This is a genomic window from Janthinobacterium sp. CG3 (assembly GCF_000344615.1).
Taxonomy (GTDB): domain Bacteria; phylum Pseudomonadota; class Gammaproteobacteria; order Burkholderiales; family Burkholderiaceae_D; genus Janthinobacterium.
The window spans coordinates 297,142-318,158 of the sequence record NZ_KB467824.1; the positions used below are offsets into that span (position 1 = coordinate 297,142).

The following is a 21,017-nucleotide window of genomic DNA, read 5'->3' on the forward strand; positions in this document are numbered from 1 at the left end:
TCGCATTAAACGGTTCGGATTGCGGATGGCGGATGGCGGATAGGCAAGGCGGACCGGCTGCGCGGGCCGGGGCGCCCGCGCCGGGATCAGGCGGCGCGCGGCGCCGGCACGTTCCACTCGTGGGTGTCGACGAACTTGACCAGGAAGGCAATGAAACTCTCGGCCGCCGGCGACGGCGAGCGCGCCGTCTTGGTGTAGACGAAGAAGCGGCGCGTCAGCGCCGGCTCGTACAACCGGCGCATCTGCAGGCCGTACAATTTGACCATCGGCTCGGCGTAGGGCAGGCAGGCGGTGACGCCGAGCTTGGCGCTGACCATCGCCAGCGCCGTCGTCATGAACGTCACCTCGTTGTAGGGCTTGAGCGAGAGTTCGCGAAACGAGATGTGCATGTCGCGCAGCAGCCGTTCGGTGAACTGGCCCTGCAGCGCGATGAACGGGTAGTCGTTGACGTCGGCCCAGGTAACGCGCTGCTTGCCTTCGAGCGGATGGCCGGTGGGGAACACCAGCACGAAGGGCATCTCGAACAAGACTTGCGCGGCGATCTCGGCGGTGGCGTCGCGCTCCGGGCCGATGCCGAAGTCGACTTCGCCGCTGAAGACCCGGCCCGAGACGTTCTCGACCGGGCAGTCGACCAGCTTCACCTGCACCGCGGGATGGGCCAGCCGGTACGCCGCGATCACCTCCGGCAACAGGGTGCACGACATCATCTGCGGCGCGGCGATGCGCACCGCGCCGGTTTTCAAGGCCTTGCGGTTGGCGATGTCGAGCATGGCGCCGTCGAGGTCCTGGATCATCTTGTCGAACAGCGGGTACAGTTCGCGGCCCAGTTCCGACAACTGGGTCTTGCGGGTGCTGCGCTCGACCACGCGCACGCCCAGCACTTGCTCGAGTTCCTTGATCAGGCCGCTGAGCGCCGACTGGGTCACGTGCAGGTACTCGGCGGCGAGCGTGAAACTGCCGGTTTTGGCGAGGGCGACGAAGGCGCGCATTTGGCGCAGGCTGGGACTCATAAGGTAATCCGATAAATCGATTGAAAAAAATTGTTTGTATGATAGCTGGAACTGGCTTCTAATGGTGCAAACGATGCGGCGAGCCCGCCGCCACGGCGTACGCCCCGGCCGCCGGATACACCACCAGAAAACACAAGGATAACGATGAAACTCGCAACATTAAAAACCGCTAGCCGCGACGGCGCGCTGATCGTGGTCAGCCGCGACCTGACCCGGTACGCGAGCGCGGCCGCCGTCGCGCCCAACCTGCAAACGGCGCTCGACAACTGGGACGCGCTGGCGCCGCAACTGGAGCAGTTGTACGCCGCCCTGAACGCCGGCGCCGCCGCCGACGCCGTGCCGTTCGACGAGCGCCTGTGCCATTCGCCGCTGCCGCGCGCCTACCAGTGGGCCGACGGCTCGGCCTATATCAACCACGTCGAGCTGGTGCGCAAGGCGCGCCACGCCGAGGTGCCGGCCTCGTTCTACACCGACCCGCTGATGTACCAGGGCGGCTCGGACAGCTTCATCGGCCCGCACGACCCGATTTACGCCGAGTCGGAAGAGTGGGGCATCGACCTGGAGGCCGAGGTGGCCGTTATCACCGCCGACGTGGCGATGGGCGCCAGCGCGGAGCAGGCGGCGCGGGCGGTCCGCCTGGTGCTGCTGGTAAACGACGTCTCGCTGCGCAACCTGATTCCCAACGAGCTGGCCAAGGGCTTCGGCTTCTTCCAGTCGAAGGCCGCCAGCGCCTTCTCGCCGGTGGCGGTGACGCCGGACGAGCTGGGCGCGCACTGGGCCGACAGCAAGTTGCACCTGCCGCTGACGGTGACCTTGAACCAGCGCCCGTTCGGCAAGCCGAACGCCGGCGAAGACATGACCTTCAACTTCGGCCAACTGGTGGCGCACGCCGCCAAGACGCGCGAACTGGCCGCCGGCACCATCATCGGCTCCGGCACGGTGTCGAACAAGCAGGGCAACCTGCACGGTTCCAGCATTGAAAACGGCGGCGTCGGCTACTGTTGCCTGGCCGAGGTGCGCATGTACGAAACCATCGAGGAAGGTGCGCCGAGGACCGGCTACCTGAAGTTCGGCGACAGCGTGCGCATTGAAATGTTCGACGCGGCCGGCGCCAGCATCTTCGGCGCCATCGACCAGAGCGTCGCGCCGTACCCGGGCCGCCGCTGACATGAAGCTCTACACCTACTTCCGCAGCTCCGCCGCCTACCGGGTGCGGATCGCGCTGAACCTGAAGGGGCTGCCTTACCAGGCGGTTCCGGTGCACCTGCTGCGCAGCGGCGGCGAGCACCTGCAGGACGGCTACCGCAGCGTCAATCCGGCCGCGCTGATCCCGTCGCTGGACGACGACGGCGCCACGCTGACCCAGTCGCTGGCGATCCTCGAGTACCTCGACGAGACCCATCCGGGCGTGCCGCTGCTGCCGGCCGACGCGCTGGGACGGGCGCGCGTGCGGGCGCTGGCGCTGACGGTGGCAGCCGACACCCATCCGCTGACCAACCTGCGCGTGCTGAAATACCTGAAGCAGACGCTGGGCGTATCGGAGGAGGCGAAGATGGAATGGTATCGCCACTGGCTGCGTGACGGCCTGGCGACGCTGGAGGCGCTGCTGGCGCGCGACCCGCGCACCGGCGCGTTTTGCCACGGCGACGCGCCGACGCTGGCCGACTGCTGCCTGGAGCCGCAAGCGTTCAACGCCGAGCGCTTCGAAGTCGACCTGGCGGCCTACCCGACGGTGGCGCGCATCCACGCGCGCTGCGCCGCGCACCCGGCCTTCGCCGCCGCGCACCCGGCGCGCCAGCCGGACGCCGAGTAGCGTAAGCCGACCTACGGAAATCGCTCGATTCGGCCGCCATAACGACCGTACGCGGCGAATCTGGCCAGCACGAAATCCGGCAGCGTACCGCGCAGGACGTCCCGGCACGGCTCGCCTCCGGCGGCGAATTGCCGTTCCACGGCCTGGCCCTGGTCGTCCAGGCCGTCGCGCCTGGCCCGGTCCAGGAAGGTGCTGTTGACGGGGGTAATCCGATACTCGCTCTGGTTTGGCATGGCGGTGTCTTTCGTGTGGGATGGACGGTTCCATCTTCACGCGTCAGCGCCGCGGGCGCTATCCGCTTCTTGCTGTTACATCCGCTTGGCTAATTCATGCTCGGACATGCGCCGCTCTGGCAAAAGTAATCGCCGCGCAGCCACGACGCGTTGAGGCAAGCGCTGCTCGCCAGGATCGCCACCAGCGTCCATCCGGCGACGGTGTTCAGCGGCAATGGCGGGTGCGGCTTGCGCAGGCCGACCAGGAAAATCACCAGGAACAGCACGCCCATTAACAGCGAGAGCGCGCTGAACAACATCCATAGCAAACCGCCGCCGAGCTTGAGTTCATAGCCCAGTTCGGACAGCACCCCGACCGCCACGGCGTTGAAGACAGGCCAAAACAGACCGTACAGGGCGATTCCCAGTATGGGTTCGAGCGGCCGGTTGAGATCCTTGTTCATCACTGAACGCCTTGCTTAGTTGTAAAGATAGAAACAGTATAGCGTAGCCGGGCGTGAGCGGCCGCGCCGCTTACCCCTTGGTGGACGCCGGCGGCTCGCCGATCACGGCGTTTTCCCGCATGGTTTGCAGCACCATATAGGAGCGGATGTCGAGCACGCCCGGTATCTTGTAGATCTTCTCCAGCACGAAGTCGGAGTAGTGCTTCAGGTTGCGGGTGCGCACGCGCAGCAGGTAGTTGGCCTCGCCCGTCACTACGTAGGAGCCGATCACCTCGTCGAGGTGTTGCAGCGCGGCGGCGAATTGCTCGTGCCAGCGGTCGGCGTCGCGGCGCATCGTGATCATCACGAAGGCCTCCACCTCCAGCCCCAGCATGCCGGCGTCGAGCTGCGCGGTATAACCGCGGATGATGCCGGACTCCTCCAGCAGGCCGACGCGGCGCAGGCAGGCCGACGGCGACAGGCAGACCGTCTCGGCCAGCTTCAGGTTGCTGATGCGGCCGTCCCGCTGCAGCGCCTTGAGGATTTTTAAATCGATGACGTCGACGTTCATTCGAATTATTCGCTAATTTATTTGGTAATACTCGAATAATATAGCGAATCGGCCCGCAAAAGCGCCCGATTTTGCAGAAAAAAATGCGCCGCCTTCCCCTAAAATACTCCTACCAAATCCAATTAGCCACCCGGCCCCCACAGGAGTTTTTCCCATGACGACACAACACGACTGCCTGGCGCTCGACGCCGCCGATCCTCTGGCCGCCCTGCGCGAGCAGTTTGCGCTGCCCGCCGGCGTCACCTACCTCGACGGCAACTCGCTGGGCGCGCGTCCGAAGGCGGCGCTGAAGCGCGCCCAACAGGTGCTGGAGGCGGAGTGGGGCGACGGCTTGATCCGCAGTTGGAACAGCGCCGGCTGGTTCGCGCTGCCGTCGCGCCTGGGCGACAAGCTGGCGCCGCTGGTCGGCGCCGACAAGGACGAGGTCGTCATCACCGACTCGACCTCGGTGAACCTGTTCAAGGCGCTGGCGGCGGCCATCAAGTTGCAGGCGGCCGATCCGGCGCGCGCGCAGCGCCGCGCCATCGTCACCGAACGCGACAGTTTTCCGACCGACATCTACATGGCGCAGGGCTTGATCGAGTGGCTGGACCGCGGCTACCGCCTGGAGCTGGTCGACGCGTGGGACCAGTTGCCGGCCGCGCTGCACGACGACGTCGCCGTGCTCATGCTCACGCACGTCAACTACCGCACCGGGCGCATGTTCGACATGGCGTCCGTCACCGCCCTGGCGCACGAGGCCGGCGCCTTGGTGATTTGGGACCTGGCCCATTCGGCCGGCGCGGTCGAGGTCGACCTGAACGCGGCCAAGGCCGATTTCGCCGTCGGCTGCACCTATAAATACCTGAACGGCGGGCCCGGCTCGCCGGCCTTCATCTGGGTGCCGCGGCGCCACCAGGGCGACTTCAGCCAGCCGCTGTCGGGCTGGTGGGGGCACCGCCAGCCGTTCGCCATGCAACCGTCGTTCGCGCCGACCGCCGGCGTCCGCCGGGCGCTGTGCGGCACCCAGCCGATCACCTCGCTGGCGCTGGTGGAATGCGGCCTGGACGTCTACGAACAAGTGTCGATGGCGGCGCTGCGCCGCAAGTCGCTGGCGCTAACCGACCTGTTCATCGCCCTCGTCGAGCAGCACTGCGGCGGCCACGGCCTGGAACTGGTGACGCCGCGCGAGCACGCGCAGCGCGGCAGCCACGTCAGCTTCAGCCACCCGCAAGGCTACGCCGTGATGCAGTCGCTGATCGCCCACGGCGTCATCGGCGACTACCGCGAACCGCAGGTGATGCGCTTTGGCTTCACGCCGCTGTACACCAGCTATGGCGAAGTGTGGGGCGCCGTGCAGACGCTGAAACGCATCCTCGACGAGGGCGATTACGAGATCGACGCCGCCCGCGGCGCGGTGACCTGAAACAGAACGAGGAGACCGACATGGAATGCCCATTCAACAAATCGCCGCCGGGCCACTACCACGGCGCCAAGCTCGACTTCAGCGACGCCATGAGCTACGGCGACTACCTGTCGCTCGACACGATCTTGTCGGCGCAGCATCCGAAGTCGCCCGAGCACAATGAAATGCTGTTCATCGTGCAGCACCAGACCAGCGAGCTGTGGATGAAGCTGATGCTGCACGAACTGCACGCGGTGCGCGCGGCGATCCAGAACGACCAGTTGCCGGCGACCTTCAAGATGCTGGCGCGGGTGGCCTGCATCATGAACCAGCTGGTCCACGCCTGGGACGTGCTGGCCACGTTGACGCCGCCGGAATACAGCGCGTTCCGGCCCTACCTGGGCGCCTCGTCGGGCTTCCAGTCGCACCAGTACCGGGAAATCGAATTCCTGCTCGGCAACAAGAACGCGACCCACCTGCAAGTGCACCAGCACAAGGCGGACGCCCTCGCGGCGCTCGACGGCGCCTTGAACGCGCCGTCGATCTACGACGAAGCCGTCATGGTGATGGCGCGCGCCGGCTTGCCGGTCGACGCCGCGCGGCTGCAAGCCGACTGGCGCCAGCCGACCGTCTCGAACGCCTCCGTCAAGGCCGCCTGGACCACGGTGTACCGCAACACCGAGCAGTACTGGTCGCTCTACGAACTGGCCGAGAAACTGGTCGACCTGGAAACCTCGTTCCGCTTCTGGCGCTTCCGCCACGCCACCACGGTGGAGCGGGTGATCGGCTTCAAGGCCGGCACCGGCGGCACCGACGGCGTCGGCTACCTGCGCAAAATGCTCGACGTGGTGCTGTTCCCCGAGCTGTTTGAAGTACGCACCGAGTTGTAACGGCGGGCGGCGCCCCGGTGCCGCCAGCCCCAAGCAAAACCAACGGTATCGCGCCGTCGGTTTTTTTCGTCGTGCGCGGCCCTATAGCCGCGTTGCAGCAACGCCACACCCGAGCCAAGTCGTATAGGCGACCTGAACAATCGACGTTATCATTGCCCTGCACCACCTAACCGACCATTACGAGACGACAATAAAATGAAAAAAACACTGTTAGCACTGGCAGTACTGAGCATTCCGGCGTTCGCGGCGGCGCAATCGAACGTGACGATCTACGGTATCGCCGACATTTCGGTGAACCATTTCAGCGGCCACAACGGCGGCTTGCAGAACAACGGCTCGTCAACCCGCATCGACTCCAGCGCCGGCAACAACCTGGCCGGCAGCCGTCTCGGCTTCAAGGGCAAGGAAGATCTGGGCAACGGCCTGAGCGCCGACTTCAAGCTGGAAATGGGTATGTTGCTCGACACCGGCAAATCGGAGCAGGGCGGTCGCCTGTTCGGCCGCGCCGCCCGCGTCGGCCTGAACGGCGGCTTCGGTTCCGTGCACCTGGGCCGCCAGGACACCCCGGGCTTCGAACTGCTGGGCACCGTGGATCCGATGGGCGTGGGCCTGGCCGGTTCGTCCGCCAACATCCACGCCGGCAACAAGGGCATCTTCCCGATCGGCCGCCTGGGCGGCGCGGTGCAACAAGGCTGGATGAGCCTGGCCGCCTTCCGCGCCGACAACAGCGTGCGTTACGATACCCCGACCATCCAGGGCTTCAGCGGCAGCCTGCTGTACGGCGCCGGTGAAAAGGCATCGGCAAGCGAAGGCCGTCTCGGCATCGCCGCCGCCAACTACAACCAGGGCCCGCTGTTCGTCGGCTATGTCCACATCGACGACAACAGCGCCAACGCGTTCGTGCCGAAGAGCAAGCAAAAGAGCGACGCGCTGGGCGCCACCTACGACTTTGGCGCCGTCAAAGTCCACGGCCTGGTCGCCGCCAAGAAAGCGGTTTCCTCCGGCGTGGTCGACAAGGCCGATTACTTCCTGCTGGGCCTGAGCGCGCCGGTGGGCCAATCCGGCCAAGTGCTGGCCAGCTTCAACCGCTCGAAGGGCAAGAACTCCACCGTCAACAGCGCCGACCAGTTCGGCGTCGGCTACCTGTACTCGATGTCCAAGCGCACCACGTTCTACACGTCGGCGGCGAAGATCAAAAACAAGGGCAAAGCGGCCTTCGGCATCGACGGCTACGACAACCACGACGGCGCCGCGTTCGACTACTCGACGCTGTTCAACGTCGGTATCACGCACGCGTTCTAAAGTGTGGCACTCCCTGAGTGCCGCTTGCTTCACATAAAACCAACGGCGTAGAGCCGGGGTCGGCTCCTTGGGGCCCGACCCCGGACCTAAGCCTTTGGTTTTTCGCTTTTTACGCGGCGCGCCTATGGCCGCCGCTGCGCTACAATTTCTCTTTTCCCCCTTCCCGTCGATGAAAACCGCCACCATTCCCGCCCCGATCCTCGACGCGCTGTCGCTAGCCGACGCCTCCTGGCGCCCGATTCTGTTGCGCGGGCTGGAGGCGCTCGCCGCCGCCGACCCGGCTTATTTGCCGGCGCTGGCCGTCGACGCCTTCCTGCCGACCGAAGGCCGGCTGTTCGCCGCCTTCGCGCTGCCGCTGGACGCGGTGCGCTATGTACTGGTGGGGGAGGGGCCGTACCCGCGCGCCGCCAGCGCCACCGGGGTGTGCTTCATGGACGGCGCCGTCGGCAGCCTGTGGTCGCAGGCCGGGCTGTCGAAGCCGGTCAACCGCGCCACCTCGCTGCGCAACTTCATGAAAATGCTGCTGGTGGCCGACGGCCAACTGGCGCTGGCCGATACCTCCGGCGTGGCGCTGGCGCCGGTGGCGGCGAACGCGCGCGGCAACGGCTCGATCCAGACCCTGGCCGAATTGCAGGCCAACCTGACGCGGCGCGGCTTCCTGCTGCTGAACGCGGCGCTGGTGTTCCGCGCCCATGTGCCGCCGGTACAGGACGCCAAGGCTTGGCTGCCGTTCCTGCAAGTGGTGCTGGCGGCGCTGGCCGAACGCGCCGGGCCGCCGGCGCCGACGCTGGTGCTGTGGGGTAAAATCGCCGAGCAACTCAAGCGCCTGCCGGTGACTTCGCTGCTGCCGCGGGTGCAATGCGAGCACCCGTACAACCTGACGTTCATCGGCAACGACGCGATGCTGGCGCTGTTCGGGCCGATGCGCCTGCTGCGCGCCGGGGCGGGACACGTCGGATAAGTGACCGCGAGGTCCGACGCCGAGGCTCCGGGCGCGCCACGTCAGGGGTATGACCCCCCAGGGTTACGCTCTTGGTTTGAAAAAAGCTATTCACTAGGCCGCTATGAAGATCAACAACACGCAAGACCTGCTGGCCGCCATCGCCGCCGGCGCCACACCCGACTATCTGTGCTTCTGGGGCCACACGCCAAGCCATGCGCAGACGGTCGACAAGAGTTGCCTGAGCCAATGGTATATGGCCCCCTTCAGCGTCGACGGCGTGCGCTACCCGACCGCCGAGCATTACATGATGGCGTGCAAGGCGACGCTGTTCGGCGACGCCGCCATCGCCGGCCGCATCATCGCCGCCAAACTGCCCGCGGAAGTCAAAAAGCTCGGCCGCGAGGTGGCCCATTTCGATTCGGCCCGGTGGGCGCGCGAGCGCGAAGCCGTCGTGTTCGACGGCAACCTGGCGAAGTTTGCGCAAAACCCGCCGCTGCGCAAGTTTTTGTTGTCCAGCGCCAACAGCGTAATCGTCGAAGCCAGCCCGGTCGACCCGATCTGGGGCGTCGGCATGGCCGCCGACGACGCCGCGATCGGCTCGCCCGGCAGTTGGAAGGGGTTGAATTTGCTGGGGTTTGCGCTGATGAACGTACGGGCGGCCCTGCGCGCCAGCCTGTGAGGCAGCGCGATGTGCGTTGGCCGGGTTGGCCGGGACGGCGTAAGCCGACAACGTTAACCGGCGGCGGCGCCGATGCCGAGAGCATCATCCGCCGGCTTTTGGGGGCTCTCCGGCAAACCTGCGCGAGATTTGTTATACTTGACTAAATCGTTCAACTAATCAGGTTGTAGCTGGCCCGTTTTTTGAACAAGCGACATTTTAACCGAGTTGAACCGAGGTGGTATGCGTCTGACTACTAAAGGCCGTTTTGCCGTGACCGCGATGATCGATCTTGCCCTGCGCCAGGGTAAGGGTCCGGTCACGCTGTCCGGCATTAGCCAGCGCCAATCGATCTCCCTGTCGTACCTGGAACAATTGTTCGGCAAGCTGCGCCGCCACGAGATCGTCGAATCGATCCGCGGCCCGGGCGGCGGCTACAGTCTGGCGCGCCGCGCCGACAAGGTGACGGTGGCCGACATCATCATCGCCGTCGACGAGCCGCTCGACGCGACCCAGTGCGGCGGCAAGGAGCATTGCCACGGCGCCGACGCGGCCACCGGCGCGCGTTGCATGACGCACGAGCTGTGGGCCACTTTGAATGAAAAAATGGTCGATTACCTGGATTCTGTGTCGCTGCAGGACCTGGTCGACCAACAGAGACAAAAGAACGCCGATCAAAACGTGATGGTGATGCACCGCAACCACGTTGCGCTGGGTTAAGAGAATATATAGTCTGCTTGATTGCATGGAGTGATTTGATGAATGCCCCTGAAAAAAACGTTGGTCCAGCCCCGGTAGTGCGCTTTGAAACCGCGCCGCATTTCCCGATCTATATGGATTACTCGGCGACGACGCCGATCGATCCGCGCGTCGCCGACAAGATGATTCCCTACCTGCGCGAGCAGTTCGGCAATCCGGCTTCGCGCAGCCACATGTACGGCTGGACCGCCGAAAAAGCGGTGGAAGAGGCGCGCGGCCACGTCGCCGCCCTGGTCAACGCCGATCCGCGCGAGATCATCTGGACCTCCGGCGCGACCGAGAGCAACAACCTGGCGATCAAGGGCGCGGCCCAGTTCTACAAGACCAAGGGCAAGCACATCATCACCGTCAAGACCGAGCACAAGGCCGTGCTGGACACCGTGCGCGAACTGGAACGCGTCGGTTTCGACGCCACCTACCTGGAACCGCAAGACAACGGCCTGATCACCATCGAGCAGCTGACCGCGGCGATCCGCCCGGACACCATCCTGGTGTCCGTGATGCTGGTCAACAATGAAATCGGCGTGATCCAGCCGATCGACGAGATCGGCGCGCTGTGCCGCTCGAAGGGCATCATCTTCCACTGCGACGCCGCCCAGGCGACCGGCAAGCTGGTCATCGACCTGCAAAAGAGCAAGGTCGACCTGATGACCTTCACCGCCCACAAAACCTACGGCCCGAAGGGCGTGGGCGCCTTGTACGTCTGCCGCAAACCGCGCGTGCGCATCGAAGCGCAAATGCACGGCGGCGGCCACGAGCGCGGCCTGCGCTCGGGCACCTTGCCGACCCACCAGATCGTCGGCATGGGCGAGGCCTTCCGCCTGGCCAAGGAAGAGATGGACGGCGAAATCGTCCGCATCAAGGGCTTGCGCGACCGCCTGGCCAAGGGCTTGCAGGAAATCGAGGAAGTCTACGTCAACGGCGACATGGACCAGCGCGTGCCGCACAACCTGAACGTCAGCTTCAACTACGTCGAAGGCGAGTCGCTGATCATGGCGATCAAGGACCTGGCGGTGTCGTCCGGTTCGGCCTGCACCTCGGCCAGCCTGGAGCCGTCGTACGTGTTGCGCGCCCTGGGCCGCAGCGACGAACTGGCGCACAGCTCGATCCGCTTCACCATCGGCCGTTTTTCGACCGAGGCCGACATCGACTTCGCCATCGACTTGCTGAAGGCGAAAGTGACCAAATTACGTGAGCTGTCGCCGCTGTGGGACATGTTCAAAGAAGGGATCGACATCAATTCGATCCAATGGGCGGCGCACTAATTGCGTTCACGGGCCGGCGCGTGCGCGGCGGCCCCGGTTTTAATTTAGGAGCATCAAAATGGCATACTCGGAAAAAGTACTCGATCACTACGAAAACCCGCGCAACGTCGGCGCCTTTGACAAGGGCGACGACACCATCGGCACCGGCATGGTCGGCGCGCCCGCCTGCGGCGACGTGATGAAACTGCAGATCAAGGTCGGCGCCGACGGCTTGATCGAAGACGCCAAGTTCAAGACCTACGGCTGCGGTTCGGCCATCGCCTCGAGCTCGCTGGTGACCGAATGGGTCAAGGGCAAGACCCTGGACCAGGCGCTGTCGATCAAGAACACCCAGATCGCCGAGGAACTGGCGCTGCCGCCGGTGAAAATCCACTGCTCGATCCTGGCCGAAGACGCGATCAAGGCGGCGGTACTGGACTACAAGACACGCCACCCTGCGGCGGCTTAAGCATTGGTTTTTAATACCCGCCGCCGGCAACGGCGGCGGGCGCGGAGGAATGAATGGCAATTACACTGACGGAAAAAGCGGCAAAGCACATCAGCCGGTACATCGAACGCCGCGGCAAGGGCGTCGGCTTGCGTTTTGGCGTGCGCACCACGGGCTGCTCCGGCCTGGCCTACAAGCTTGAGTATGTCGATGAAATCGCCGCCGAGGACAGCGTGTTCGAGTCGCACGGCGTGAAGGTCTTCGTCGACCCGAAAAGCCTGCCGTACATCGACGGCACCGAACTCGACTTCGCGCGCGAGGGCTTGAACGAAGGCTTCAAGTTCCACAACCCGAACGAGAAAGACGCCTGCGGCTGCGGCGAAAGCTTCCGCATCTAGCACGCCAACACCTTAATGCGCCGCGGTCATCTGATTGATCCAGTAGCGAACAGATAGACGTAGCCATGCAAAACCACTTCGAACTATTCCACCTGCCGCGGCGGTTCGCGCTCGACGCCAAGGCCCTCGACGCGGCCTACCGCGAGGTCCAGAGCCAAGTCCACCCGGACCGCTTCGTCAACGCGACCGACGCCGAAAAGCGCGTCGCGATGCAGTGGGCCACGCGCGCCAACGAAGCCTACCAGACCCTGAAGAAGCCGCAGAAACGCGCCCAGTACCTGTGCGAGTTGAACGGCGTCGACCTGCAGACGGAGTCGAACACGGCGATGCCGATGGCCTTCCTGATGCAGCAGATGGAATGGCGCGAGGAACTCGGCGACGCGCGCGCCGGCAAGAACGTCGAGGCGCTCGACGCGCTCGACGCGCAGCTCAAGGCCGAGCGCAAGGCGCGCCTGGCGGTGGTTGGCGAACAGCTCGACGCCGGCCACTTCGACGCCGCCGCGCAGGGCGTGCGCGCGCTGATGTTCCTGGAAAAATTCGGCGAGGAAGTGCGCTTCGCGTTCGAGGCGATCGAGGCGTAGGCGTCGCTCCCGGTAGGAAGCGACCGCCGGCGGCCCCCGGCAGGCTGCATCAAGCGTTAATGAATTAACTAATTAGAAGCCACAAGGCATACATCACATGGCACTTCTGCAAATTTCCGAACCGGGCATGTCGACCGCGCCGCACCAGCACCGCCTGGCCGTCGGCATCGACCTTGGCACCACCAATTCGCTGGTCGCCACCGTGCGCAACAGCATCCCCGAGGTGCTGGCCGACGAGGAGGGCCGCACCTTGCTGCCGTCCGTGGTGCGCTACCTGGCCAACGGCCACGCCAACATCGGCCACAAGGCCCAGGCGGCCCAGACCACCGACCCGAAGAACACCATCGTCTCGGTCAAGCGCTTCATGGGGCGCGGCCTGCACGACATCGCCTACGCGGAAAACCTGCCCTACGACTTCCAGGACACGCCCGGCATGGTGCAGCTGAAAACCGTGGCCGGCGTCAAAAGCCCGGTCGAGATTTCGGCGCAGATCCTGGCCACGCTGCGCCAGCGCGCCGAAGACGCCCTCGGCGACGAACTGGTCGGCGCCGTCATCACGGTGCCGGCGTATTTCGACGACGCCCAGCGCCAGGCCACCAAGGACGCGGCCCAGCTGGCCGGCTTGAACGTGCTGCGCCTGCTGAGCGAGCCGACCGCCGCGGCCATCGCCTACGGCCTCGACAACGCCTCCGAAGGCACCTTCGCGGTCTACGACCTGGGCGGCGGCACCTTCGACATCTCGATCCTCAAGCTCAGCAAGGGCGTCTTCGAAGTGCTCTCCACCGGCGGCGATTCGGCGCTCGGCGGCGACGACTTCGACCACCGCCTGTTCTGCTGGATACACGAGCAGGAAAAGCTGGCGCCGCTGTCCGACGAGGACACCGCGATCCTGATGGTCAAAGCGCGCGAGGCCAAGGAGCAGCTGTCGACCAACACCGAAGTGACGGTTGACGCGATCCTCAACTCCGGCGAGGAAGTGCACCTGCGCGTCAGCGCCGAGACCTTCACCGACATCACCAAGCACCTGGTCGCCAAGACCATGAACGCGATCAAGAAGGCGCTGCGCGACGCCAGCGTCGACGTCGACGACATCGACGGCGTCGTCATGGTCGGCGGCGCCACGCGCATGCCGCACGTGCGGCATGCCGTCGGCGACTATTTCAAGACCATCCCGCACGCCAACATCGACCCCGACAAGGTGGTCGCGCTGGGCGCGGCGATCCAGGCCAATCTGCTGGCCGGCAACCGCGCCGCCGGCGACGACTGGCTGCTGCTGGACGTGATCCCGCTGTCGCTGGGGATCGAAACCATGGGCGGCCTGGTCGAGAAGATCATCCCGCGCAATTCGACGATACCGTGCGCGCGCGCCCAGGAATTCACCACCTTCAAGGACGGCCAGACCGCCCTGGCCGTGCACGTGCTGCAGGGCGAGCGCGAGCTGGTGTCGGACTGCCGCTCGCTGGCCCGCTTCGAGCTGCGCGGCATCCCGCCGATGGTGGCCGGCGCGGCGCGCATCCGCATCACCTACCAGGTTGACGCCGACGGCCTGCTATCGGTGTCGGCGCGCGAGTTGCGCTCCGGCGTCGAGGCGTCGATCAGCGTCAAGCCGGCCTACGGCCTGGGCGACGACGACGTCGCGCGCATGCTGCAGGACTCGTACAAGTCGGCCGACGTCGACATGGTCGCGCGCGCGCTGCGCGAAGAGCAGGTCGAGGCCGAGCGCATCCTGCTGGCGACCCAGTCCGCGCTGGACGAGGACGGCAACCTGCTCGACGCCGCCGAACGCGTGGCGGTCGACGCGCTGATGGACGCCGTGCGCGGCGCGATCGCCGCCTCGCTGGCCGGCACGCTCGACCACACCGGCCTGAAGCTGGCCGTCGAGGCGCTGGCCAACGGCACCGAGGAATTCGCGTCACGCCGCATGGACCGCAGCGTGCGCAGCGCCCTGAAGGGCAAAACGCTGGACCAGGTCGGCTAAACGGGCCGACCCGGCTGATTGTTCGAGCGCCCCAAGATCATTACATGTAGAGGTAACAAGTGCCACAAATCGTATTCCTGCCCCATCCAAAATTGTGCCCTGAGGGCGCCGTGGTCGACGCGCCAGCGGGCAAGTCGCTGTGCGACATCATGCTCGAGAACGACATCAACATCGAGCACGCCTGCGAAAAATCGTGCGCCTGCACCACCTGCCACGTGCTGGTGCGCGAAGGCTTCGCCTCGCTCGGCGAAGCCGGCGAAACGGAAGAGGATTTGCTCGACAAGGCCTGGGGCTTGGAAGCCGTGTCGCGCCTGTCGTGCCAGTCCATCGTCGCCGACGTCGACCTGGTTATCGAAATTCCGAAGTACACCATCAACCAGGTCAGCGAAGGCAGCCACTAATGCACCGGAGCCCGACATGAAATGGAGTGACATCAACGTCATCGCGGAAGCGCTGTACGACAAATTCCCGGACATCGATCCGCTGACGATCCGCTTCACCGACCTGCACAACTGGGTGGTGGATCTGGACGGTTTCGACGACGACCACAGCCGCGGCGGCGAAAAAGTGCTGGAAGCGATACAGGCGGCGTGGATCGATGAAGCGCGCTAAGCCGGTGGCGGACGCCGCCACGAACCTCGCCGCGATGCCCGAGATTAAACCGGGCCAGTCGATCGCCCTGCTGCAAGAGCTGCACATCCTGACCCGCGAGGGCAAGATGAACCAGGACAGCCGGCGCAAGTTGAAGCAGGTTTACCACCTGTACCAGTTCATCGAGCCGCTGCTCAAGGAAATCCAGCAGGACCACCCGGCGATCTCGCTGGTGGACCACGGCGCCGGCAAGTCCTATCTGGGCTTCATCCTGTACGACCTGTTCTTCAAGACGCTGAACGACGGCTCGCGCATCTACGGTATCGAAACGCGCGAAGAGCTGGTGGAAAAGTCGCAGGAACTGGCGAAAAAGCTGGACTTCCCCGGCATGTCGTTCCTCAACCTGTCGGTGGCAGAGTCGACCGAATCGGACCTGCTGCCGCGGCAAATCGACGTCGTCACCGCTCTGCACGCCTGCAACACGGCGACCGACGACGCCATCCAGTTCGCCCTCAAAAAGCGCGCCAAATTCATGGTGCTGGTGCCGTGCTGCCAGGCCGAAGTGGCGTCCGTGCTGAAGAAGAACAAGGGTAAAACGTTGGGCAAGAACGCGCTGACCGAACTGTGGCGCCATCCGCTGCACACGCGCGAATTCGGCAGCCAGATCACCAACGTGCTGCGTTGCCTGCAACTGGAAGCGCACGGCTACCAGGTCAGCGTGACCGAATTGGTCGGTTGGGAACACTCGATGAAAAACGAGTTGATCGTCGCCAGCTACAAAAACCTGCCGCGCCAGCGCCCGACCGAGCGCCTGCAAGAGGTGCTCGAAACGCTGGGCCTGGAAGAAATGGGTCACCGTTTCTTCGCCGAGCAAGTGGCCAAGGCGCAAGCCGTTCAATAACCCGCCCGTCAGAGCGACCATGGCCGGCTCCGGGCATGGTCGCTCCGCATCGCGGCACATGCCGTTATCGACCTCGCCGCGTCGCCCGGCCGCCGCCGTCGCTACTGCGCACAAAACCAACAGAAGCGAGCCGGTGACGTGGCCTTTCATCATTCGAATGCCGCCAGACCGCCCAAGTTTTCGATGTGCGCGCCGCTTCGATGACGTATTGTGGTGGCGCGCTTTCGTACATATACCAATCGCTGCGTATGAAATAAATAGTTACGTAAAAGAAATGCAAAAAGTAAATGTTTCATTATTTTGGGAAAGGGAATATGATATTCGCTTAATATTTCTATGTTCATATATTCGCGAATTTAATCCATAGGCCTGCCATGTTGAAATTTTTAAAACGTTCCTCCGCATTTATTTTCCTGACGTGTTCTTTGGTGACCTCATCAGCATTGGCCGGCACTCAGATGGGTACGATCACGCAGTTATTGATTCGCACCGATGGGTTGGTATTTTTCTACCTTACCGGTGTTGCTTCGGGAAGGCCTGCCTGTGCTACCGTTACGTATTGGATGATCAAGGCGGAAGATTCCGCTGTTGGTAAGCGAATGGTTGCGGCATTGTTGGCGTCCAAACTATCTGGGCAAACGATCAGCGTTAGCGGAAATGGTACGTGCAGCAGATGGCCGGATGGCGAAGATGTCGACCTTATTAGCCTGGTTACCCTATAAGCTGACGCCATAGCTTACCTCATATCGTTATACACAACTCTGAGCCGGCGACAGCGGCCACCTGAAAAGGTGTTTACTTTCAATAGGTTGCAGGCCGGGGTTGTAAACAAACCGGAAATCGCGTTTACTGTCTGAGTTTGGGTGACGCATTGGCCAAGGCATCGACGCGCTGGACGGAACGGGAATTCGCCGGGCTCGACCTGGGAGATGGTCGCCTCAACGAGAGGGCGAAGATACTGATGGAACGATTCACTGCAAAGCCAACGGCGAGCATTCCGCTGGCCTGCCTTAGTTGGGCGGAAACGTGCGCGGCCTACCGTTTCCTTGGCAGCGCGGACGTTGAATGGCGCGACATGATGGCGCCGCATTGGGAGCAGACGCAGCAACGCGTGCGCGCGCGCCCGGTGGTGCTGTGCGTGCAGGACACCACCGAAGTTGACTTCAACGGCCAGCAAGCCGAGGGGCTCGGGCCGCTCAATTACGAGGCGCGGCATGTATGTGCATCCGACCTTGACGCTCACACCGCAACGCGAGCCGCGCGGCGTACTCGACGCTTGGATGTGGGCGCGGGAACCGCGCGACAAGGACGGTGTGCGGCACGGGCAGAAGGAGAGCACGCGCTGGATCGAGGGATACGAGCGGGTTGCCGAGATGCCCGCGGCGCGCCTGGTGTACGTCGCCGACCGGGAGGCCGATCTGGTGGCGATGATGGCGCGCGCGCAGGCGCTGGGCACGCCTGCGGACTGGCTGGTGCGGGCCAAGCACAACCGCTGCCTGCCGGATGGCGACGGCGAGAAACTGTGGGCGCACACGACTGCCGGCGAGGCAATGGGGGGAAGTTACCTTCACGATGCCGGCAAGGGAAGAGCAAAAAGCACGCAAGGTCCGCCAACAATTGTGGGCGCGTACGCTGGAGATATCGAACGGCAAGGGCGGCACCGTTGCCGTCACCTGCGTCGTGGCGCGCGAAATCGGCGCGCCAAAGGACGGCAAGCCGGTGGAGTGGCGCCTGCTGACAAACCGGGCGGCGCCGACGCTGGAAGACGCCATCGAGCTCATCGATTGGTACCGGGCGCGCTGGAAAATAGAAATGTATTTCAATATCCTCAAAAATGGTTGTAAGGTCGAAGCGCTGCAACTGTCGGCCATCGATCGGATCGAACGGGCGCTGGCCCTGTTCATGATCGTCGCTTGGCGGGTGGCATATCTGATGCGCGCTGGACGCACCTGGCCGCATCTGGACGCGGCCCTGTTTTTCGATCCCGATGAAATCCGTGGCGCGTATCTGCTGTCGAAGAAGCCCCAGAAGGGCGAACCGCCAAGCCTCAACGAAGTGCTGCGCCTGATCGCACAGCTTGGCGGCTTCCTGGGCCGCAAGAGCGACGGCGAGCCCGGCGTTAAAACGATCTGGCAGGGATTGCAGAGAATCATGGACGTCGCCACCTTATTATAGTCGCTGCGCGAGGGACACGGCTGAGTTGTGTATAGCGATATGAGCTCAGGCCCGGAGAGACTGACTCCGTTGATTTTGACTGCTTCTGCGGCCGGTCCGCGCCGCAGCCGGTACAATGTCGTTTTTCCTCAGCTTTTCTTTCCTTTAATGACATCCTCCAGTACAGATACCACCGTTCGCCTCGCCAAACGCCTGGCGGAGTCGCTTCCATGTTCGCGCCGCGAGGCCGAGCTGTATATCGAGGGCGGCTGGGTCAGCGTCGACGGGCAGTTGGTGGAGGAGGCCGGCGCGCGCGTCGCGCCCGAGCAGGCGGTCGAGCTGGCGCCCGGCGCGACGCTGAAGGAGATTCCGCCGGTGACGATTTTGCTGCACAAGCCGGCTGGTTTCAACGCCGGCATCGGCAGGGACGGCGCGCCGGCGCTCACCTGCCTCGGCCAGGAAGCGCTAACCGAGACCGACCGCAGCGGCCAGCGCTTCCTGAAGCGCCACCTGGGCGGATTGACCTTGACGAATCCGCTCGACACCAAGGCCAGCGGGCTGGTAATTTTCACGCAGGACTTCCGCGTGGCGCGCAAGCTGGTCGACGAGTCGGCGCGCATCGAGCAGGAATACATTGTCGAGGTGGCCGGCGATATCGTCCAGAACGGCCTGGCGTTGCTGAACCACGGCTTGCCGTTCAACGGCAAGCCGCTGGCGCCGATCAAGGTGAGCTGGCAGAACGAGACGCGGCTGCGCTTCGCGCTGAAGGGCGTGCAGCCCGGGCAGATCGAGCACATGTGCCGGATAGTGGGCTTGTCGGTGGTGGCGATGAAGCGGCTGCGCGTCGGCCGCATTTCGATGGCGGCGCTGCCGTCGGGGCAGTGGCGTTATCTGCAGGGTTTCGAGCGCTTTTAAGCGCGCTCTGCCCAAAGGTTAATCGTAGGTCGGCTTAGCGAAGCGTAAGCCGACACATTGTTGGCGCGGAAGAAGTTGATATGTCCGTGCGACGCGAACATGTCGGGTTACGCCGTTCCGGCTAACCGCCGATACCGAAGTATGCTGGTCCATGGCGCCATGACGCATATTGCGGCTTGGCGCCATGCCGACCTGTTTCGTTTTGGCCTTCGTTCATTGCCAGCGCTTTGCTTTCGTCGTTCGTACAGCCCAGTTCGAAGCTCTCGGTCATCATTGCGTGAGACTTCACGTCCCACCACCTTCTATCCGCTGGTTTTGCTACCCCAGCCTAATTCTGCATGCGCGTTGCGCTTAGTGACCTCGATGCGTGCAAGCCCCATCTACTAGGGTCGGTTGCCATGGGCAACCAGGTCGGGTTACGGGCCTGCCTACTCCTTGCTGCTGCGTACTTGAACGTAATGCCAACTGCTGGTACTGAACGTGCCGCCTTACTCCCTTATGCCGCTCGTTTCAACTGCGCCCCTTCGGGGACGATCCCATGCTCCAGGTAGCGCCACAGGGCGGCCACTGTCAGCAGCGGTTGTAAACTGATACACAGCAGCGATTGAAAACTGATACACCGATTTGAGATGATGGCTGCTTTGCGGAGCAGCCTTGAAACCCAACGAGGTGTATGTGGAAATCCAATTATTGAACAAGCATGGGTTGAGTCTGCGGCGCATCGCCGCCGAGGTGGGATGCGCGGTGAACACGGTGCGGCGGCACCTGGCGTTGACGGCGGTGCCGAAATACGAACGCAAAGTCAAACGGGTCACCAAGCAGGCGGCGCATGAGGCTTACCTGTGCGAGCGGCAGACGGCGGCCCCACCGTCTTCAACCGTTCCAGGTCGGCAATGCGCTGGCGCACCTCCGGTGGCAATTGCTCCGCCATCTCTTTTTTCCAGCGCGGCCAGTTGTTGCCGCGCCAACTCCAAACGTTTGCACTCCTGTTCCAGCCGCTGCTGCAGCTGCGCCGACAGCGGATCGCCATCGTAGCAACACAATTCCCGCTTGTTCAGCCGCGCCCCCACATCGCCGCCGACGCCATCCCAGCAGCCGACGGTGTGCAGCAGCTTGCGGATCCGGTCGCGGTGCTGCTGCGTTTCCTTTTGCAACTCGCCGCGGTCCCGTACCACGTGCCGCTGCGCCTCGGCCTCCACCGTCGGAACACGGATCACGTGCATCCGGTCGTACTCGCCACGCAACCAGCCCCGCAATGTCAGCACCAGCTTGATCGCGTCGAGCCGGTCGGTCTTGGCCCGCCGTTTGTGCCGCTCGACGGGAATGCTGGCAGGGTCGCAGATCACCACCTCGTAGCCCAGCTTCGAGAGGGCGCGCTCAATCCAGAAGCCATCCTGACCAGCCTCGTACAGCACGACGGTGCGCACCTCGGCGGCCAGGCCCCACTTTGCCTTGAACTTCTCAATCTCCTGCACCGTCTCGTCGAGGCGCCCCGCCGCTGTCTCGCCGGAAACCGTCTGAATCGCCGGCTTCTCTCTCTTTCCGTCGTGCAAAGCAATCTTCCAGCTTTTGCTCGACAACTCTAATGCCACTGCAAAAACTTCGCCTGCAGGCGTAAAATCGTTGGCGCGGGTCGGTTGCATGATTTTCTCCTAAGTTGATTCTTCGAACCTTCACTTTAGGATTAATTTGCGTCTTTTGCCGACCCGCCTTCATTCATAGTATCTACGGGAACTGCCAACGTACGCAGCCGCCACGTCGGGATACACCCGATGTGACGCGGGCGTATCCCGTAGGTCGGCTTAGCGTAGCGTAAGCCGAC

At 63.9% G+C, this 21,017-nt stretch carries 24 protein-coding genes and 2 pseudogenes; 20 read left to right on the forward strand and 6 right to left on the reverse strand.

Annotated elements, in window-relative coordinates; translation table 11 throughout:
- Positions 1 to 86: 86 nt before the first annotated feature.
- Entirely contained in the window at positions 87 to 1,010 is a 924-nt protein-coding gene (locus tag JANGC3_RS0101395) for a LysR family transcriptional regulator (protein ID WP_017874688.1), read from the reverse strand.
- 144 nt (positions 1,011 to 1,154) lie between these two features.
- Here JANGC3_RS0101395 and JANGC3_RS0101400 point away from each other — a divergent pair, with 144 nt between their 5' ends.
- Positions 1,155 to 2,177 carry a fumarylacetoacetate hydrolase family protein gene (locus JANGC3_RS0101400; protein ID WP_026132398.1) on the forward strand — a complete coding sequence of 341 codons (1,023 nt, stop codon included), beginning with the start codon at positions 1,155 to 1,157 and terminating at the stop codon, positions 2,175 to 2,177.
- A gap of 1 nt (position 2,178) precedes the next feature.
- Complete coding sequence (maiA, locus tag JANGC3_RS0101405; protein WP_017874690.1) at positions 2,179 to 2,823, forward strand: maleylacetoacetate isomerase; 645 nt, start codon at positions 2,179 to 2,181, stop codon at positions 2,821 to 2,823.
- A gap of 11 nt (positions 2,824 to 2,834) precedes the next feature.
- Here the strand turns inward: maiA and JANGC3_RS0101410 are convergent, their stop codons facing one another.
- The 3 genes from JANGC3_RS0101410 to JANGC3_RS0101425 form a co-directional block, all read right to left on the reverse strand.
- Complete coding sequence (locus tag JANGC3_RS0101410; protein WP_017874691.1) at positions 2,835 to 3,056, reverse strand: hypothetical protein; 222 nt, start codon at positions 3,054 to 3,056, stop codon at positions 2,835 to 2,837.
- Between the two features lie 89 nt (positions 3,057 to 3,145).
- Positions 3,146 to 3,499 (reverse strand): hypothetical protein, encoded by a 354-nt coding sequence (locus tag JANGC3_RS0101420; protein WP_017874692.1) that lies wholly within the window; start codon positions 3,497 to 3,499, stop codon positions 3,146 to 3,148.
- A gap of 70 nt (positions 3,500 to 3,569) precedes the next feature.
- Positions 3,570 to 4,049: an Lrp/AsnC family transcriptional regulator gene (locus JANGC3_RS0101425; RefSeq protein ID WP_017874693.1), complete on the reverse strand. Its 480-nt coding sequence runs from the start codon at positions 4,047 to 4,049 to the stop codon at positions 3,570 to 3,572.
- Between the two features lie 154 nt (positions 4,050 to 4,203).
- Here JANGC3_RS0101425 and kynU point away from each other — a divergent pair, with 154 nt between their 5' ends.
- The 17 genes and pseudogenes from kynU to JANGC3_RS0101505 all read left to right on the forward strand — a co-directional run bounded on the left by kynU (position 4,204) and on the right by JANGC3_RS0101505 (position 19,195).
- On the forward strand, positions 4,204 to 5,454 hold the full coding sequence (gene kynU / locus JANGC3_RS0101430; RefSeq protein WP_017874694.1) for a kynureninase: 1,251 nt from the start codon (positions 4,204 to 4,206) through the stop codon (positions 5,452 to 5,454).
- A gap of 20 nt (positions 5,455 to 5,474) precedes the next feature.
- Positions 5,475 to 6,323, forward strand: a complete 849-nt coding sequence (kynA, locus tag JANGC3_RS0101435) for a tryptophan 2,3-dioxygenase (protein WP_017874695.1) — start codon at positions 5,475 to 5,477, stop codon at positions 6,321 to 6,323.
- 195 nt (positions 6,324 to 6,518) lie between these two features.
- Positions 6,519 to 7,625: a porin gene (locus JANGC3_RS28070; RefSeq protein WP_017874696.1), complete on the forward strand. Its 1,107-nt coding sequence runs from the start codon at positions 6,519 to 6,521 to the stop codon at positions 7,623 to 7,625.
- Positions 7,626 to 7,794: 169 nt separating this feature from the next.
- On the forward strand, positions 7,795 to 8,586 hold the full coding sequence (locus JANGC3_RS0101445; protein WP_017874697.1) for a uracil-DNA glycosylase: 792 nt from the start codon (positions 7,795 to 7,797) through the stop codon (positions 8,584 to 8,586).
- Positions 8,587 to 8,689: 103 nt separating this feature from the next.
- A complete protein-coding gene (locus JANGC3_RS0101450) occupies positions 8,690 to 9,247 on the forward strand; it encodes an NADAR family protein (RefSeq protein ID WP_017874698.1) in 558 nt (185 codons plus the stop codon).
- A 222-nt stretch (positions 9,248 to 9,469) separates the two neighbouring features.
- Complete coding sequence (gene iscR / locus JANGC3_RS0101455; protein ID WP_026132400.1) at positions 9,470 to 9,946, forward strand: Fe-S cluster assembly transcriptional regulator IscR; 477 nt, start codon at positions 9,470 to 9,472, stop codon at positions 9,944 to 9,946.
- A gap of 38 nt (positions 9,947 to 9,984) precedes the next feature.
- On the forward strand, positions 9,985 to 11,250 hold the full coding sequence (locus tag JANGC3_RS0101460; RefSeq protein ID WP_026132401.1) for an IscS subfamily cysteine desulfurase: 1,266 nt from the start codon (positions 9,985 to 9,987) through the stop codon (positions 11,248 to 11,250).
- 58 nt (positions 11,251 to 11,308) lie between these two features.
- Entirely contained in the window at positions 11,309 to 11,698 is a 390-nt protein-coding gene (iscU, locus tag JANGC3_RS0101465; protein WP_017874701.1) for a Fe-S cluster assembly scaffold IscU, read from the forward strand.
- A 53-nt stretch (positions 11,699 to 11,751) separates the two neighbouring features.
- The gene (iscA, locus tag JANGC3_RS0101470; protein ID WP_017874702.1) at positions 11,752 to 12,075 is read left to right on the forward strand and encodes an iron-sulfur cluster assembly protein IscA; all 324 of its coding nucleotides are present in this window, start codon (positions 11,752 to 11,754) and stop codon (positions 12,073 to 12,075) included.
- 65 nt (positions 12,076 to 12,140) lie between these two features.
- Entirely contained in the window at positions 12,141 to 12,656 is a 516-nt protein-coding gene (gene hscB / locus JANGC3_RS0101475; RefSeq protein WP_017874703.1) for a Fe-S protein assembly co-chaperone HscB, read from the forward strand.
- Between the two features lie 97 nt (positions 12,657 to 12,753).
- A complete protein-coding gene (gene hscA / locus JANGC3_RS0101480; RefSeq protein ID WP_017874704.1) occupies positions 12,754 to 14,634 on the forward strand; it encodes a Fe-S protein assembly chaperone HscA in 1,881 nt (626 codons plus the stop codon).
- Positions 14,635 to 14,693: 59 nt separating this feature from the next.
- Positions 14,694 to 15,035, forward strand: coding sequence for an ISC system 2Fe-2S type ferredoxin (fdx, locus tag JANGC3_RS0101485; RefSeq protein ID WP_026132402.1), 342 nt, complete (start codon positions 14,694 to 14,696; stop codon positions 15,033 to 15,035).
- A 16-nt stretch (positions 15,036 to 15,051) separates the two neighbouring features.
- A complete protein-coding gene (iscX, locus tag JANGC3_RS0101490; protein WP_017874706.1) occupies positions 15,052 to 15,246 on the forward strand; it encodes a Fe-S cluster assembly protein IscX in 195 nt (64 codons plus the stop codon).
- Complete coding sequence (locus tag JANGC3_RS0101495) at positions 15,233 to 16,126, forward strand: class I SAM-dependent methyltransferase (protein WP_035787514.1); 894 nt, start codon at positions 15,233 to 15,235, stop codon at positions 16,124 to 16,126. Before iscX ends, JANGC3_RS0101495 begins: the two co-directional genes overlap by 14 nt.
- A 374-nt stretch (positions 16,127 to 16,500) precedes the next feature.
- Entirely contained in the window at positions 16,501 to 16,848 is a 348-nt protein-coding gene (locus tag JANGC3_RS32060; protein ID WP_198291975.1) for a hypothetical protein, read from the forward strand.
- A 137-nt stretch (positions 16,849 to 16,985) separates the two neighbouring features.
- Positions 16,986 to 18,301, forward strand: a pseudogene (locus JANGC3_RS28075) (IS4 family transposase).
- A gap of 147 nt (positions 18,302 to 18,448) precedes the next feature.
- Positions 18,449 to 19,195, forward strand: coding sequence for an rRNA pseudouridine synthase (locus JANGC3_RS0101505; RefSeq protein WP_017874709.1), 747 nt, complete (start codon positions 18,449 to 18,451; stop codon positions 19,193 to 19,195).
- A 121-nt stretch (positions 19,196 to 19,316) separates the two neighbouring features.
- Here the strand turns inward: JANGC3_RS0101505 and JANGC3_RS32225 are convergent, their stop codons facing one another.
- Entirely contained in the window at positions 19,317 to 19,469 is a 153-nt protein-coding gene (locus JANGC3_RS32225; RefSeq protein ID WP_157406404.1) for a hypothetical protein, read from the reverse strand.
- 380 nt (positions 19,470 to 19,849) lie between these two features.
- Between JANGC3_RS32225 and JANGC3_RS32230 the strand changes: the two are divergent.
- Positions 19,850 to 20,065: pseudogene (locus JANGC3_RS32230) on the forward strand (IS21 family transposase); the annotation flags it as partial.
- On the opposite strand, the gene JANGC3_RS31125 reads toward JANGC3_RS32230, so the two are convergent.
- Positions 20,032 to 20,838 carry an IS110 family transposase gene (locus tag JANGC3_RS31125; RefSeq protein WP_232429634.1) on the reverse strand — a complete coding sequence of 269 codons (807 nt, stop codon included), beginning with the start codon at positions 20,836 to 20,838 and terminating at the stop codon, positions 20,032 to 20,034. The pseudogene JANGC3_RS32230 and the gene JANGC3_RS31125 overlap by 34 nt on opposite strands.
- Positions 20,839 to 21,017: the final 179 nt, after the last annotated feature.

Excerpts from the sequence above, each read along its gene's own strand:
- JANGC3_RS0101395 (WP_017874688.1), bottom strand. The coding sequence starts at position 1,010 with ATGAGTCCCAGCCTGCGCCAAATGCGCGCCTTCGTCGCCCTCGCCAAA.
- JANGC3_RS0101400 (WP_026132398.1), top strand. The coding sequence starts at position 1,155 with ATGAAACTCGCAACATTAAAAACCGCTAGCCGCGACGGCGCGCTGATC.
- maiA (WP_017874690.1), top strand. The coding sequence starts at position 2,179 with ATGAAGCTCTACACCTACTTCCGCAGCTCCGCCGCCTACCGGGTGCGG.
- JANGC3_RS0101410 (WP_017874691.1), bottom strand. The coding sequence starts at position 3,056 with ATGCCAAACCAGAGCGAGTATCGGATTACCCCCGTCAACAGCACCTTC.
- JANGC3_RS0101420 (WP_017874692.1), bottom strand. The coding sequence starts at position 3,499 with ATGAACAAGGATCTCAACCGGCCGCTCGAACCCATACTGGGAATCGCC.
- JANGC3_RS0101425 (WP_017874693.1), bottom strand. The coding sequence starts at position 4,049 with ATGAACGTCGACGTCATCGATTTAAAAATCCTCAAGGCGCTGCAGCGG.
- kynU (WP_017874694.1), top strand. The coding sequence starts at position 4,204 with ATGACGACACAACACGACTGCCTGGCGCTCGACGCCGCCGATCCTCTG.
- kynA (WP_017874695.1), top strand. The coding sequence starts at position 5,475 with ATGGAATGCCCATTCAACAAATCGCCGCCGGGCCACTACCACGGCGCC.
- JANGC3_RS28070 (WP_017874696.1), top strand. The coding sequence starts at position 6,519 with ATGAAAAAAACACTGTTAGCACTGGCAGTACTGAGCATTCCGGCGTTC.
- JANGC3_RS0101445 (WP_017874697.1), top strand. The coding sequence starts at position 7,795 with ATGAAAACCGCCACCATTCCCGCCCCGATCCTCGACGCGCTGTCGCTA.
- JANGC3_RS0101450 (WP_017874698.1), top strand. The coding sequence starts at position 8,690 with ATGAAGATCAACAACACGCAAGACCTGCTGGCCGCCATCGCCGCCGGC.
- iscR (WP_026132400.1), top strand. The coding sequence starts at position 9,470 with ATGCGTCTGACTACTAAAGGCCGTTTTGCCGTGACCGCGATGATCGAT.
- JANGC3_RS0101460 (WP_026132401.1), top strand. The coding sequence starts at position 9,985 with ATGAATGCCCCTGAAAAAAACGTTGGTCCAGCCCCGGTAGTGCGCTTT.
- iscU (WP_017874701.1), top strand. The coding sequence starts at position 11,309 with ATGGCATACTCGGAAAAAGTACTCGATCACTACGAAAACCCGCGCAAC.
- iscA (WP_017874702.1), top strand. The coding sequence starts at position 11,752 with ATGGCAATTACACTGACGGAAAAAGCGGCAAAGCACATCAGCCGGTAC.
- hscB (WP_017874703.1), top strand. The coding sequence starts at position 12,141 with ATGCAAAACCACTTCGAACTATTCCACCTGCCGCGGCGGTTCGCGCTC.
- hscA (WP_017874704.1), top strand. The coding sequence starts at position 12,754 with ATGGCACTTCTGCAAATTTCCGAACCGGGCATGTCGACCGCGCCGCAC.
- iscX (WP_017874706.1), top strand. The coding sequence starts at position 15,052 with ATGAAATGGAGTGACATCAACGTCATCGCGGAAGCGCTGTACGACAAA.
- JANGC3_RS0101495 (WP_035787514.1), top strand. The coding sequence starts at position 15,233 with ATGAAGCGCGCTAAGCCGGTGGCGGACGCCGCCACGAACCTCGCCGCG.
- JANGC3_RS32060 (WP_198291975.1), top strand. The coding sequence starts at position 16,501 with ATGTTGAAATTTTTAAAACGTTCCTCCGCATTTATTTTCCTGACGTGT.
- JANGC3_RS0101505 (WP_017874709.1), top strand. The coding sequence starts at position 18,449 with ATGACATCCTCCAGTACAGATACCACCGTTCGCCTCGCCAAACGCCTG.
- JANGC3_RS32225 (WP_157406404.1), bottom strand. The coding sequence starts at position 19,469 with ATGATGACCGAGAGCTTCGAACTGGGCTGTACGAACGACGAAAGCAAA.
- JANGC3_RS31125 (WP_232429634.1), bottom strand. The coding sequence starts at position 20,838 with ATGCAACCGACCCGCGCCAACGATTTTACGCCTGCAGGCGAAGTTTTT.